6 protein-coding genes are annotated in these 15,511 nt (G+C 36.5%); 1 reads left to right on the forward strand and 5 read right to left on the reverse strand.

Annotated elements, in window-relative coordinates; translation table 11 throughout:
- Positions 1–11 precede the first annotated feature (11 nt).
- Both GQ47_RS23485 and GQ47_RS23000 read right to left on the reverse strand, forming a co-directional pair.
- Positions 12–6,383 carry an MBG domain-containing protein gene (locus GQ47_RS23485; RefSeq protein WP_051951669.1) on the reverse strand — a complete coding sequence of 2,124 codons (6,372 nt, stop codon included), beginning with the start codon at positions 6,381–6,383 and terminating at the stop codon, positions 12–14.
- 142 nt (positions 6,384–6,525) lie between these two features.
- Positions 6,526–7,641 (reverse strand): helix-turn-helix domain-containing protein, encoded by a 1,116-nt coding sequence (locus tag GQ47_RS23000; RefSeq protein WP_051951671.1) that lies wholly within the window; start codon positions 7,639–7,641, stop codon positions 6,526–6,528.
- A 348-nt stretch (positions 7,642–7,989) separates the two neighbouring features.
- Between GQ47_RS23000 and GQ47_RS19840 the strand changes: the two genes are divergently transcribed.
- The gene (locus GQ47_RS19840) at positions 7,990–10,386 is read left to right on the forward strand and encodes a glycoside hydrolase family 9 protein (RefSeq protein WP_202965025.1); all 2,397 of its coding nucleotides are present in this window, start codon (positions 7,990–7,992) and stop codon (positions 10,384–10,386) included.
- Between the two features lie 80 nt (positions 10,387–10,466).
- On the opposite strand, the gene GQ47_RS19845 is transcribed toward GQ47_RS19840, so the two are convergent.
- The 3 genes from GQ47_RS19845 to GQ47_RS19855 all read right to left on the reverse strand — a co-directional run bounded on the left by GQ47_RS19845 (position 10,467) and on the right by GQ47_RS19855 (position 15,487).
- Positions 10,467–11,633 carry an alpha/beta hydrolase-fold protein gene (locus GQ47_RS19845; RefSeq protein WP_035652187.1) on the reverse strand — a complete coding sequence of 389 codons (1,167 nt, stop codon included), beginning with the start codon at positions 11,631–11,633 and terminating at the stop codon, positions 10,467–10,469.
- A gap of 22 nt (positions 11,634–11,655) precedes the next feature.
- The gene (locus GQ47_RS19850) at positions 11,656–14,229 is read right to left on the reverse strand and encodes a glycoside hydrolase family 9 protein (RefSeq protein ID WP_081909391.1); all 2,574 of its coding nucleotides are present in this window, start codon (positions 14,227–14,229) and stop codon (positions 11,656–11,658) included.
- A 136-nt stretch (positions 14,230–14,365) separates the two neighbouring features.
- Positions 14,366–15,487 carry an alpha/beta hydrolase-fold protein gene (locus GQ47_RS19855; RefSeq protein ID WP_035652189.1) on the reverse strand — a complete coding sequence of 374 codons (1,122 nt, stop codon included), beginning with the start codon at positions 15,485–15,487 and terminating at the stop codon, positions 14,366–14,368.
- Positions 15,488–15,511: the final 24 nt, after the last annotated feature.

The raw sequence follows: 15,511 nt of genomic DNA on the forward strand, positions 1-15,511 counted from the left end.
TAAAACTCATTTTACTTTACCAATACATTAATTGTCTTTTTCTCACCATTTGATAAAGTCAGCAATACAACATAAATAGAAGTTTGTGAAGGTGCAATTATCTGATTCTGAGTTTTTATATTAGAAACAGTCTGAATCAATTTTCCGTTTATATCAAAAATATCAATAGTAGCACCTTTTAGTTGTGCTTCACTAAAATTACATTCTAAAGTAAATTCAGTAGACGCTTTTACCGGATTCGGATATATTTTGATATTATTTGAAAACATTTTCCCAGTTATTTCAAACAAACAAGATTTAATTCTATTTCCGTCTTTATCAGTAGCAATAACATAGTAAGCGCCATTTAAAGCTTGATTTTCGTTGAAATACTGTCGAGTTGCACCTGAAATCGCTGTTCCGTTCTTATACCATTGCCAAGAAACAAAATCTTTATTTTTATTATCAAAGAAAAGAACATCCGACCAATGCTGCGCTATAAATCCGCCCTGTGTAACTTCTATAGGTTTTATAACCGCCACCGCTGGATTATGATTTTGATCTCCAATCTGAGATGCTGTAATTGAAGTGCTTCCCGAATTTTTTATCGCTAAATTATTACCTGAAACCTCAGCGATATTACTATTCACAACCGAATAAGTTATTGGCAATCCACTGTTTGATTCTGCAATAAGATTTATGTTGTTTTCGCTTTCACAGCCAAATTCTAAATCTTGATTCCACGTAATTAATTGATCGGCTTTAGTGATTTCAAAAGCTGCACTTTCAAAAACAATTTTATAATTTTTGCCTGCATCAATTGTTCCAACGTTAATTTTGTACTTTCCAGCATTTTCTCCAACTTCTCTTGAAAGATTTCCTGTTATAATTGCATTTGTATCACCATTTGCAAGTCCTGAAACGGTATATTTAAAAACTGGGTCAGTTGTATCAAAAACTTTCTGTTGTTCCGCTGAAGCAGTAATAGTAAGAGTGTATTTATCTGTGGTAAAACTAACTTCATTTCCGTAGGCTTCAAATCCATTACTGTTTATCGCATAGGCTTTTACATAATAAATTGTATTTCCTTTTAAATTAGTCAACGTTGAGGTAATTGATCCTAATGAACTGCCAGCAATAATTTTATTATCTGTTAGCAGCGGATTTGATTTAAGCGAATAAACAAATCCTGTTTCAGTTAAACATTTTCCATCATTATTTTCCGAAGAAATTGTTCCAGAAATTACCGCTCCGGATACAGTTATATTTGTTGCAGCTAATGCGTTTACTGTAAATGGCGCAGGTTCTTCAATTACTACTGTTTTTGAGATTGAGCAAGAATTTGCATCGGTAATTGTTATAGAATATGTTCCTGCTGTAAGTCCGCTTGCAGTGGCTTCATTTCCTCCTTCCGGTGACCATAAATAAGTATAAACTCCTTTTCCTCCGCTGACATTTACAGATGCGGTTCCATCATTTCCACTATAGCAAGTTACATTCGTTTTTGAAGTTATAGCTTCAAGTAATGCTGGTTCAGTTATTGTAAAACTCTGTGTTGTTGTACAAGAATTTGCATCGGTAACGGTTACTGTATAAGTTCCAGCACTAAGTCCTGTTGCTGTTGCAGAATTTCCTCCAGATGGAGTCCACGCATAAGTATAAGATCCAGTTCCTCCGCTTACGCCAACTGTAGCTGATCCTGTATTTGCACCATGACAGGCAATATTTGTTTGAGAAACAGCTGTCGCTGTAAGAACATTTGGTTCTATAATTGTAAAACTCTGCGTTGCTGTACAAGAATTTGCATCGGTTACTGTTACTGTATAAGTTCCGGCGCTAAGTCCTGTTGCCGTTGCTAAATTTCCTCCAGATGGAGCCCAAGAATAAGTATATCCTGGTTTTCCTCCGCTTACGCCAACTGTCGCCGATCCTGTATTTGCTCCGTGACAAGCGATATTTGTTTGAGAAACGGCTGTTGCTATAAGAACATTTGGCTCTGTAATTGTAAAACTTTGAGTTGCCGTACAAGAATTTGCATCGGTAACGGTTACTGTATAAGTTCCGGCACTTAGTCCAGTTGCTGTTGCTGAATTTCCTCCAAATGGAGCCCAAGAATAACTGTATCCCGGTTTTCCTCCGCTTACGCCAACTGTAGCTGACCCTGTATTTGCTCCGTTACAAGCAATATTTGTTTGAGAAACTGCTGTTGCTGTAAGAACATTTGGCTCTGTAATTGTAAAACTCTGCGTTGCTGTACAAGAATTTGCATCGGTAATTGTTACTGTATAAATTCCTGCACCAAGTCCAGTTGCAGTTGCAGAAGTTCCACCAGATGGAGCCCATGCATAACTATAAGATCCTGTTCCTCCGCTTACACTTACGCTTGCTGATCCTGTATTTGCTCCATTACATAATAAGTTAGTTTGAGATGGAGTAACTGTTAATGCAGAAGGTTCTGTAATTGTAAAGTTTTTTACAATCGAACAGCCATTCGCAGAAGTTATCGTAACACTATAATTACCTGCTGCAAGATTGCTTGCAGTATTGCTTGAACCACCAGTTGGTGCCCAAACATAAGTAAAAGGACCTGGCGCTCCAGATGGAACTACCGAAGCAGAACCCGTGTTGGCGCCATTACATAAAATATCGTTTTTACTTGTTGTAGCAATTAAGGTATTGGTTGTATTAATTAAAAAGGTTTTAGTAATTGTACATCCATTACTATCTGTAATTAAGCATGAATGGCTGCCATTATTTAATCCCGTTGCTATTGCTGTTGTTTGGCCAGAAGGTGACCATAAATAAGTATAAGGACCTACACCTCCACTAACATTAACAGCTGCTTGTCCACCTGTCATACAAGTTGCATCTATTTGACTTGTTGTAGCGCTTAATATGGCAGGTTCATCAATTCTGATTGATCTAGTTACGAAACAACCATTAGAATCTGTAATTTTACAGCTGTAGGTTCCCGTTACAAGACCAGTTGCAGTTGCTGCAGTACCGCCCGAAGGTGACCATAAATAAGAATATATACCAGTACCGCCTGAAGGAACTACTGTTGCTGTTCCGGTTGCTCCACCATTACATAATATATCTGTATGAGAAATTGATGCTGTTAAAACAGATGGCTCGTCTATCGTAACGCTAGCTATGTATACACATGTATTTCCATCTTGAATTGTTACAGTATAATTTCCTTTAGAAAGCCCTGATGCAGTAGCAGCATTCCCTCCGGTAGGTGACCAAGAATAAGAATATGAACCAGCTCCACCAGAAGCAGTTACAGTTGCAGAACCATTTGTTCCTCCATTACACGAAACATCTACTTTTGTTATTGTACCAGATATTTTAGTCGGAGTTGCAACAGTAACAGTTTTTGTCAATGTACACCCTTTTGAGTCTGTTATTGTACAAGTATAATCTCCGGCACTAAGTCCTGTTGCTGTTGCTGAAGTTCCGCCATATGGAGACCATGAATAAGAATAATTTGGACTTCCTCCTGATACGCTTACACTCGCGCTCCCATTTCCTCCACCAAAACAACTAACTCCAACTGATGCCGTTGTTGCTGAAAGACCTGACGCTGGCTGATTGATAGTGAAACCTTGGGTTGTTGTACATCCATTACTGTCGGTTACAGTTACTGTATAAGTTCCTGAAGCTAATCCTGAAGCTGTAGCTCCTGTTCCTCCAGAAGGTGCCCAAGAATAAGAGTAAGAACCAGTTCCTCCAGTTACATTTACAGTAGCTGAGCCGGTTGCTTCTCCGTGGCAATTTATATTGACAATTGTTCCTTGAGAAGCGGTTAATGGATTTACAGGTTCTGTAATAGTAAAACTCTGCGTTGCGGTATATGCATTGGCATCGGTCACTGTTACTGTATATGTTCCTGCGTTGAGACCTGTTGCTGTTGCTGAAGTTCCGCCAGAAGGTGACCAAGAATAAGAATATAAACCTGTTCCTCCAGTTACACTCACTGTTGCTGATCCTGTCGCCGCTCCATGACAGGCAATATTTGTCTGAGAAACTTTCGATGCTATAAGTTCATCTGGTTCTGTGATAGTAAAACTCTGTGTTGCAGTACATGTATTATCATCGGTCACTGTAACCGTATAACTTCCTGCGCTAAGACCTGTTGCTGTTGCTGAAGTTCCGCCAGATGGAGCCCACGAATAATAATATGGGCCTGTTCCTCCGGTCACATTTACTGTTGCCGATCCTGTCGCTGTTCCACGACTAGCAATATTTGTCTGAGAACCTTTTGACGCTACAAGTTTATCTGGTTCTGTAATAGTAAAACTCTGCGTTGCCGTACAAAAATTTGTATCAGTTACTGTTACAGTATATGTACCTGCTGCAAGCCCGGTTGCTGAGGCATTTGTTCCACCCGAAGGAGACCATTGATAGGTATAATTTCCTGCACCGCCTGTTACAGATGCAATAGCTGAACCATTGGCTGTTCCCTTGCAGGATGCATTTGTTTGTGACGGAGTAATAACGATAGTATTGGGTTCTGTAATAATGAAATTCTGCGTAGCTGTACAATTGTTATCATCAGTCACAGTTACGGTATAATTCCCCGTAGAAAGCCCTGAAGCTGTTGCATCACTTCCGCCAGAAGGCGACCATGAATATCTGTAAGTTCCTGTTCCTCCGCTTGCACTAACAGTTGCTAATCCCGTCGATGCTCCATGACATGCAACATTTGTTTGAGCAGCTGCTGTTGCAGTTAGAACATTTGGTTCTGTAATTGTAAAGCTTTTAGTTATTGAATTATAATTTGCATCGTAAACATATACTGTGTAAGTTCCAGCATAAAGATGAGAGGCTGTTGTACCAGTTTCGCCTGAAGGATACCAATAATATGAATATGGGGCTGTTCCACCAGTTGCGTTTATTGTTATTGATCCTGTATTTGCTCCATTACAGTCAATATTATGTTGCGAAACTAATGTTGCTTCAAGTACTTCTGGTTCTGTAATAGTAAAACTATGTGTGGCTGTACAATTATTTGCATCCGTGACGGTTACTTTATACGTTCCCGCATCAAGATAATAAGCTTCTCCATTAATTGCAATTGGTACAGATGGTGACCATGAATAAGAATATGGTCCCATTCCTCCGGTTACCATCGCACGAGCATAACCATCTCTTCCACCAATGTAAGATATATTGGATTGCGATGGAACAATGGTCATAGGATCGGGCTGCGAAATTGTATATGTATTAGTTTTTGCGCAACCATTTGGACTGGTAATAGTTAACGTATAATCTCCCGCTACTAGTCCTGTTCTATCTTTTGTTGTTATGCCGTCACCCCAATTATAGGTATATGTTCCATTTGTTTGACTTGGTAAAGTGATCGCGCCATTACTTCCACCATTGCATGATACATTGGTAATAACTCCTGTAGGTTGAATCATAGTGAATTGAATATTTCCTCTAGACTGACCTTTATCTTCAGCAATTTGGAATTCAACTCTGCTGTTACTATCTAAAAAACCTTCCCAAACCTTTGCATGCGATTCACAACAATTATCATCACCAAAAACTAAAACACCATCAATATATAATCTCACCCAATCATCATGCATTGGTATATCGATTTTATAATATCCGCATGGAAATCCTTGTCTTTTTGCACTCCAAGAATGATCATCACCATTTACCCTGCAACCTTGATAACCCGTAACTGAAGATGGGACATCATAATCTTCAAAATAATCTTCAGAATTAAAACTTAAAGTATTAGCTGTAAAATAACCCGAATAATCCTGTCCCCATGCACTTCTACTAACAACTCCCTTATTCCAAGCATACACATTCCAAATATTATTACCATAAACGGAAGCATCACCTACCGGAGTTGTAGCCCCTAAAATAATATCTACACTGCCTGTAGTTGTGCAATGTGTTTGATTGTCTGTTACAGTTACCGTATAAGTTCCTGCTAAAAGCCCAGTTACCGATTGTGTGGTTTGTACTGTTGGTGTGTTCCATTTATAACTATAATTTCCGGAACCTCCTTTAACTGCGACAGTTGCCGAGCCAGTTGCGGTTCCTGCGCAAGAGGCATTCGTTTGTACTGCTATTGCTTTTTCTTTCCCAGAACATTGTCCTATGGATATATTTGCATAAGCAATATTATAATGTGAATCTGTTACAGTTACTGAATAATATCCTGCACTTAAATTAGATATTGTTTGAGTTGCTTCTCCATTTGACCAAGAATAAGTGTAAGGAGGATAAAGTCCATCAACAATATTAGCAGTAATCGAACCAGTTGACGAAAGAGAAGTTATGTCTGTCTTAGTTAAATCAACTCTCATTTGTCCAAACATACTGGATGAAACAAAAAGAATAATTGAAAATGTGAAAATTAAAAGTAATTTTTTCTTCATATTTTGGGGTTAGTTTAATTTGTACACAAAATTAGATAAGCGAACAAGCTCAAAAGCACTCCAAAAAGTTTTGATCAAGAAAATCTATAGCCCAAAAAGTTTTTTTTGGGAAGAAAAAAATAGGAAAAGAAAAAATTAGATTCTAAACTGCAATATCAAATTCCTGTTTTTGCAGTTCTGATGGAAGGATATTATGGTATTTTTTAAAAGCTGCTGTAAATTTGCTGGTATTTTCGTAACCGAACTTATACGAAATCTCTTTTATCAAAAGTTTGTTTTCGATAATAAGTTCTTTAGCCAATATCATCTGTTTTTCCTGAAAATACTTGTAGATTGGCTTTCCAAAAAACTGTTTAAATTCAGACTTAAGCTTACTTTCTGAAATTTTAAATTTTTCAGCCAAGAAATCAATTCCTGGAAATTTATCATAAAGATTACTCGTCAAATAATTTTCAACTTTATTGATGCTGAATTTATTTTCATAATCAATTGCAAAATGTTTTTCAAACACTTGCTGATCTCTACAAGTTCTTAAAAAACCGAAAATAAGATTTAAAGTACAGAGTTTAAATTGAAGAAAATCAATATGACTCGCTTCATTATTCATATTCATAACCTCATCAAAAATACCGAAGTTTTTCACCAGCTCATCCTTCTCATCAACAGGCCAAGCAATATAAGGCTGATCAGACATTATAAATTTATCCAATCCAGCTTCTGAGAACAAACTATTTTGAAGCAAGTTTTTTTGTAGCCATTCTTCATTAAAATACAAAGTAATGTATTTGTTATTTGCTCCTTTAAAATTTACATCGCAATTACGTTCTTTTGGCTTAAAGAATGTCCAGCTATAATTTGCAAAACATAATTGCTTTTCACAAATTTTAAGATCGATTATTGGCTGACTTGTCACATTATTAAGACTAAGCATATAGTAGCCTTTATCCTCAATTTTCATTTCTGCCGGGTCATCATAAACGAGGTCAAAAGCTACATTAGTTTTATACCTCATTTTAGAATAAATAACCCAAAGTCCTTCTTCTAATTTTTGATAATTGAAGCCTCCCGAACAAAATGGCGTGTTAGCGTAAACACTCTGTTTTACTCTATCATGCTTCATAAAAGGGTAATTGGCTAAACTCTCCACAAGATCTTCTGGAGTTTTACTGCTGTAAGGAAGATGATAGAAGCCGTTGCTGTACGTAAAAAAGTACTGCTTAAACTGGTTCAACCATTTTTTTAGTGTTTGTTGGAGCATTTCAAAGTCAAAGATAAAATTTATTTAAATTTTACCAAATCATCATAAAATTAAAATCTAAATAAAGTACTCTTCAATAAAATAGTTAATGAAAAGTTGATCTTTTATAATTCAATCTTCGAAGATGAATAAGACACCATTTGTACTATATTATGCTTCAAATTTGTTATTCTGATTATTAGTATCAAACTACATTTACAAGTTTAATGCTATTATTTGACCCTCCAACAAATTAACATTCAATCATTTACACTCACTACAAAATACGAATCAAAATAATCTAAAAGAATAATGAAAAATAATGCGCTTATTGTTTTTGTGTTAATAGCCACGATGCTACAAATAAAAATGAATGGACAAAATTTAAAACTTCATCCAAAGGGTTATTTTACTACCCGCGGATTAGATGTAACCGTCTTTGACGATATATATCCCGATGGGCATCAAACAGGTGTTACGATGATTCAACATGGAGAGCGCGTTATGGCAAATGGAGATTTACGCCTTGAAATTTCACCTGGTCAATGGTCGCCTGTGCCGAAGGAAGTAGAAAAAAAGATAGATTCTGGCTCTAATACAATTTCTCAGACATTATCTTATCCGGACGAATCTAAAAATCGTATTGGTTTTAATCCAATTGAATATCCCGATTTAAAATTAAAATACAAGGTAAATGTAACGCCAAGAGACGGTAATAATTTTAGAATTACGGTTGATCTGGAAAATAATTTAGATGCAAAATGGCTGGGGAAAATTGGGTTTAATATCGAATTATTTCCGGGCGAGTTATTTGGAAAATCTTATATCTGCGATGGAAATTTCGGAATTTTCACCCATTCTCCTTATGGGCCTCTTCAATCACAAATGGATGGACAGAATCTTGGCACTCCTCTCTGTAAAGGAAAAAAAATCACAATTGCCCCTGAAAGCGATTTATCGAGAGTAACGATTCAGTCTAATTTAGAAGACATTGCATTATGGGACGGAAGAATCAATCATAATAATGGATGGTTTATTATCCGTGCTCCTATTGCTGCAACATCAGGAAAAAGGGTTATTGATATTGTTGTTTCTCCAAATGTAATTCCAAATTGGACATACAAGCCAATTGCTCAGGTTTCGCAAGTTGGTTATTATCCAACACAATCTAAAGTAGCTATTTTGGAAACAGATCCAAATGATACTGAACCTTCTGAAGTAATTTTGATCAAACATGACGAGTTTGGCAAGAAAAACATCAAAACTATAAAACCGAAAAAATGGGGCGACTTTTTAAGATATAATTATTACCAAATAGACTTTTCTGAAATAAAGGAAGAAGGAATGTATACATTAAGCTATAAAGGAAATGAAACTTCTCCCTTCCAAATAAGCAAAAAGCTTTATGATAGAAATGTTTGGCAACCTATTCTCGAATACTTTTTACCTGTTCAAATGTGTCACGTGAGAGTGAATGAAAAGTACCGAATTTGGCATAACTTCTGTCATTTAGATGATGCTCAAATGGCACCAACGAATCTTAATCATTTTGATGGCTATGTTCAGGGGCCCTCAACACTTACAAAATATAAATCGAATGAAGTTGTTCCGAATTTAAACCAAGGCGGATGGCACGATGCCGGAGACGATGACTTAAGAGTAGAATCTCAAATAGGAACGGTATGGAATCTGGCACTCATGTTAGAGGAGTTTAATATTGAATCTTATGATGCTACAAGTATTGATATAGATAAGAGAATTGTTGAAATTCACCAGCCCGATGGCAAATCTGATGCATTACAGCAAATGGAACACGGACTCGCGTCTATATTGGCAGGTTATCGTTCTATGGGACGTTTGTATCGAGGAATTATTACTAATGATTTAAAACAATATGTACTTCTTGGAGATTTTGGAGGAGTTACTGATAACAAATGGACCGCAAATCCAAGTGGTAAAGATGATGATAGATGGGTTTTTACCGAAGACAATCCTGATCGGGAATTGTATGTCGCGGCCGGACTTGCAGCTTCGTATAGGGTTTTAAAAAACAGTAATCCAAAATTAGCTAGAGAATGTCTGGAAATATCCAAGGCATTATATAAAACGTCTTTTGCAAAATCAAAAAGAGCGGAAAGTAAAATAACATTGCTTGTTGAATTGGCGCAGGCCACTAACGAAGCAAACTACATTAATCAAATTATCGATTTACAAGGAGATGTTTTAAAAGATTTCGAAAATTTAGGATGGAGAGTTGGAAGAATAAAACATCTTATTAAAGAGAAATCCTTCCTTGACAAGTTGAATTCTGAGGCACAAAAATGGAGTGTAAAAACCAAAAACAATTCCCTTAAAGATTCTCCGTACGGAGTTCCTTATACGCCTAATATTTGGGGAGCTGGATGGACTTTGCAGGAGTTTGGTGTACAGCAATATTATTTTTCGAAATCATGGCCAGAGTTTGCCAACTATGAAGTATACAGTAACGCTTTAAATTTCATACTTGGAGTTCATCCGGGTAATAATACAGCTTCTTTTGCTTCGGGAATTGGATCTAATTCAGTATTGGTAGCGTATGGTATGAATCGCGCAGATTGGTCTTATATTCCGGGCGGAGTTACTTCGGGTACGGCGCTTATTAGGCCAAACTTGCCTGAGCTAAAAAAATGGCCTTACTTTTGGCAGCAAACAGAATATGTTATGGGTGGCGGCTCTACTGATTTTATGTTTTTAGTACTCGCAGTTCAAAAACATTTCGGGAATTAAATTTACGCAAAAACAAAGGGATAAATCTTTAGCAATAATCGTCTAAAAATTTATCCCTTTTTTTCTTACTGACTCTAATACTATTTGAACAACTTAGAAGCAAACTGATATAAACATCTGCGCCATGTTAGCCATTCGTGAGCAGTTTCTGAGGATTCATAATAAACATATTTGATTCCCTGTTGGTCTAGCATAGTTTTAAATGCTCCAATTGATTTAGGAAAGGGATTTGGCTCCTTGGTTCCTAATCCTAGCCAAAAAAGCTTCATTTTTTTATTTAATGCATTGCCGTCTTTATATTTTCCGTCTAAAAAAGTAGCAGCATCAAGAACATCGCTATTCGGATAATTAGCTGTACCGCTAAATCCTCCGTAATAAGAAAAAGTTTCAAGATGATTCATCATAATTCTCATTGTCTGATTAGCACCCATCGAAAGACCTGCTATAGCACGATTTTCCCGATTAGAAATAGTACGGAACTTAGCATCAATCATCGGAATAACTTCGGTAATAAGAACTTCTTCAAAAATAGATTCGGGACGTTCTTTTTTCTCTTTGGCTTCATTGCTTTGTGGTTTAAAAGCATAACCATTATCCATTACAATAATCATCGGTGTTGCCTTTTTTGAAGCAATTAGATTATCTAAAATTAAATTTGCTTTGCCTTGAGAAGACCAGCCTGTTTCATCTTCAAAACTTCCATGTTGTAAATAAAGAACAGGATAACGTGCTTTTGTATTTTCATAATAACCCGCAGGCGTATATATAAAACAACGTCTAAAAGAATTGGTCAGCTTTGAGAAATAAATATTTTCGCTGACAAGACCGTGAGGCACATCTTTCAAGGCAAAAAAATCGTGATCCGCCGACAGAATTTCGATTCCGCTTCCCCATCTTCCTGCGCCGTAGAAATACAAACTTCCAGGATCTGGCACTGAAGCGCCATCAATATTTAACTGGTAATAATGAAATCCTTCATCCTGCGGATTCGATTGTCCCGTCCAAACTCCCTTGTCATCTTTTCGCAAATCATATTTTACACCACCAATATCCAGCTGTACTTTATTGGCATCGGGCGCCGAAATACTGGCACGAACACGTCTTTGCGAATTTACTTCTGGAAATTGCTTTCCGGCTTGGTTTAATGATGAAGGCTTAAAATCTTCAACTATTTGTGTCTCCTGACTCCAGCTTAACTGAAAACACAAGCTTAAAACTATAATGACTATATTTAAATATCGTTTCATCTTTGCTTTTTTTTTTAGGTTATTATTTCTCTCTTGCCAAATCGTTTACAGCATTCGCAAGAAAAACATACCATGCTCCACCGTCTATGATACATTCATTTTCACCCCAAAAAAACGGCCAGTCATCTTTATTCTCTAAATAATCGGGTTTTAGGAAAATAAGACCTGGTACTACTCCTCCGGCAATGGTTGTAAAGTCGGCACGGTTGTTTCCATAAGCTACTTTTTTGGATCTGTTTCCTACTGCATTCACAAAAGATAAATTGGAGTAAGGATGACAACCTAAAATATAATTCAATCCTCTATAAACACTTTCTTTATCCATGATGTCAGGATAAATTTTATGAATGTAATAATTCGTACTGGCCCAATTTATAACCTGAGAAGTCCCTCCCCAGCCTCTCAATGCAATAGGAACAGCATAAGGATTTCCGGCATTTTCTTTGTCGGTTTTTTCTTTATACTTAATGACGTAGCTACGCAATTTTACTTTATAATTATCATCCATAGCTGGCAAAGCCAATAAAGCAGCATTCAGATTAAATTCAATGTTTTCATCCAATGCTTTCCAGATTCGGTCTAAAAAACCTTTTTTATACTGATTATCTTTTGTGGTTAAATAAAGCTGCAAAATCGCAATCATATCACTGCCTTTTCCCCATCTTGCCATTGGACTATTATCTGGTTTTGCTTTTTTATCTATTTCGGTTGCTTCGTTTGTTAATTTAATGGCAAGAGATAAACATTTAGCCGAAAGTTCATCATTGTAGCCTTTTAAAGCTCTGCTTGCTGAGGCTAATGCTCCTGCTGTTCTGTAATCAAGAAATGAAGAGCGATTTGTAAATGCCCATCTGTCATCAAGCGTTCCACTTGAAACGCCATTGGATTCATATGGTTTCAAAGAAGCATTATACGGAAGATTATCTGTCTCTGTAGAAGCGTCACCCAAATGATGATATTGGTGCAAATTAGGCACAACAATTCCTCTAACCGGATGACCAATATTATCGACTTGTGCCACAAGATTCAAAACGCCATGCTCAATTTGTTGTAATAAATCGGGTTGACCATCGGGACGGTGAATATCGACAAACTGCGTTTTTTGGTCAATATAAGTTTCATCTCTATTTACTTTGAACTGTTCCCATGATTCTACAAAACTGTTGATTACGCTGACATGCGAAAAAGTTTGTATATCAAAATCACCCGCATCAAACCAACCTCCAACAGACATTCCTGGAATACGTTCTAAAGGTTTATATTTAGTTTCCGTGGTCGGACCTTGTTTGTAACCATCAAAATGTTCGTGATTCAAAGGCGCCTGAAGACAATCATCTAAAAATGGTTTTCCGTGCCAAACTCTGTAAGCCTCATTAACTTCCATATGGTCCATTTGAACTGGAAACCAAACATCCATTGTAGGATGCCATACTTGTGAATAAACATCATCTTCAATCTGAAAAGTGTTGGTTTTATGATTTCCATATTGAATGTAATAAAGTCCCTTTTCTTTTATGGAACTAAAATCAAATTGAGCATAATTATATCTTAGATAATTTCCCCAAACTTTGACATCGCCTTTTAGTTTTTCAGTAAATTTTCCATCTTCGCCAAGCTTAAATATCGATGCGTTGCTTAATGCTTTATCATTTTTATCCAATTCAATAACAGCCACTTTGGTTTGGTTTGGCATATAACCTACTTGCGAAAATCCAATTACAGGTTCTCTTTTCCACTTGGGAATTGCATTCGGTTCTACATACCAAGTCAACACTTTTCCTGTTTTATTTGAAGGAAGAATACTTCGCGCAATAAACCAGCCATTCTGCCCAAGGTTTCTTCCGTCAAAAAGCAAAATTTCCTGATCTTCAGATTGAATTTTTACAGTTCGCTCAGGATTTTCAGGAGCAAATAAAAAATCCTTGCCAGATGCCAATGGTTGTGTCACTATAAATTCATTTCTTCCGCGATCATCAAAAGTGGTATGTCCTGCAAATTGAGGTATTTTTTGAGATAAAGGTTGAATTTCAGTATTGCCTGAAGGATATCTCGGAAATGTTTCCGCTCTTCCATCAACCAGATAATTACTTTCGACATAAGAAGAAGGCAAAAATTCCATGTTAAATCCTGCTCTTCCTTCTAATTTCTTTGGAACAGGTTTATCCAAAAAAACAGTGATTACAAAACCTTTTCCTTTTGAAGTCACTATTATTTTGGAATCAAAATCAAATTCTTCATATCGTAGTGTAACTTCAATGGTATTATTTGCTTTGTCTACTTTTCGACTCGTCATTTTTGGAATCAAATCCCATTGTTCTGGTGTGTTTTGAAGTCTGATAGCTCCGCCGGTTACCGTTCTGACACCATGATGAATAAATTCTATTCCGGCCGTTTTTTCGTCAAAAAACATTCCGTTGTATTCGTTATTAAAAACCCAGACATTCAGGCCCGGAGTTTCGAAATATTCTTTTTCGTTTACTACTAAATTCTGAGAAAATGACTTGTTTGTAAGACTAAACAAACAAAAAAATATAATTACTTTTTTCAATAAAGATTCATTGAAAATTACCACTACTATACTATTAAGTTTACGCATAATTTTATATTTAATTATTAAAGCCAACAACAAGTACCTGGACTGATGAATTGTTTATTTGTCATGTTTTGGGGCTAGTACAATTCATCGCCAGATACTCTAAATTTGATGAACGGATTAGTAATCCTCAAAATCACTACTCTTTAAATAAAAGTGGTGCCAATTCTTTGAAGCTTCGGCGCCAGGTTTGAAATTCATGACCTGTGTTTTCTGAAATATAGGAAACAGCATTAAAGCCCGTATTTTTAAGATTTGATACCGCATTTTTAATACCGTCAGGGTTTTCTTTACTTCCACAACTTAAAAAAACAAGTTTAACTTTTGATTTATCTTTAATGTCTTCAGGCTTATAAATTCCTCCACTAAGCAGTGCATAGTGAGAAAAAACTTCAGGCTTATTAAGTGTTATCATTTTTGTTTCCATGCCTCCCATTGATAAGCCCCCCATGGCACGATTAGCCGGAGTGGCGAGTGTACGGAAATTTGAATCAACATACGGAATTAATTCTTCTACAAGAACCGTTTGAAATGGTTCTATTTTAAAACTTGCCAGCCCACCATATTTAATTTCATTTGTCATTCCGTAAGTCATTACAATAATGAATGGTTTAATTTTACCTTCTGCAATTAAATTATCCATGATTAAATTAACGTGTCCCTGATTACTCCAAGCCGTTTCGTCTTCTCCCCAGCCATGCTGTAAATACAAAACCGGATAACTCTTATTTTTATCTTTATGATAAGATGGTGGTGTGTACACAAAAGCTCTGCGTGATGTGTTGGTGCTTTTTGATGGGAAAAGAATTTGCTGTACATTTCCGTGAGGGACATTTTTCAATGCATAAAAGTCCTGATCATGGGCCGGTATTTCAATCCCACTTTCCCATCGGGTTGAACCATAAAAGTTTAGTGCTCCCGGATCGTTAAAAACTCCTCCATCGATAGTTACATGATAATAGTGAAATCCTTCATCCATTGCTCCGGAAGTAGTACCTCTCCAAAAGCCATCTTCCGCTTTTATAAGTGGGGTACCTCCTTTTGCTCCGCCCAATCCAAGACTTACCACAACAGATTTGGCTTCTGGAGCTAAAATTTGAAAACGTGCATATCCCTGAGAATTTACTTGTGGATATTCCTGCCCGGGCTGATTAACTGTTGAAGGTTTAAAATCTTCGGTAATTGAAGTTTGGTTTGTTTGTGAAAAACCTGCTCCTGCTGACAAAATAAATAGCAACATAACAATTACATACTGTTTCATATTTTTATTTTTTAAGTTTAAAAG

The sequence above is a fragment of the Flavobacterium sp. ASV13 genome (genome assembly GCF_000745775.1).
In the GTDB taxonomy this organism is placed as follows: domain Bacteria; phylum Bacteroidota; class Bacteroidia; order Flavobacteriales; family Flavobacteriaceae; genus Flavobacterium.

What these genes read in the sequence shown, in the direction of transcription:
- GQ47_RS23485 (WP_051951669.1), bottom strand. Translation starts at nt 6,383, where the DNA reads ATGAAGAAAAAATTACTTTTAATTTTCACATTTTCAATTATTCTTTTT.
- GQ47_RS23000 (WP_051951671.1), bottom strand. Translation starts at nt 7,641, where the DNA reads ATGCTCCAACAAACACTAAAAAAATGGTTGAACCAGTTTAAGCAGTAC.
- GQ47_RS19840 (WP_202965025.1), top strand. Translation starts at nt 7,990, where the DNA reads ATGAATGGACAAAATTTAAAACTTCATCCAAAGGGTTATTTTACTACC.
- GQ47_RS19845 (WP_035652187.1), bottom strand. Translation starts at nt 11,633, where the DNA reads ATGAAACGATATTTAAATATAGTCATTATAGTTTTAAGCTTGTGTTTT.
- GQ47_RS19850 (WP_081909391.1), bottom strand. Translation starts at nt 14,229, where the DNA reads ATGCGTAAACTTAATAGTATAGTAGTGGTAATTTTCAATGAATCTTTA.
- GQ47_RS19855 (WP_035652189.1), bottom strand. Translation starts at nt 15,487, where the DNA reads ATGAAACAGTATGTAATTGTTATGTTGCTATTTATTTTGTCAGCAGGA.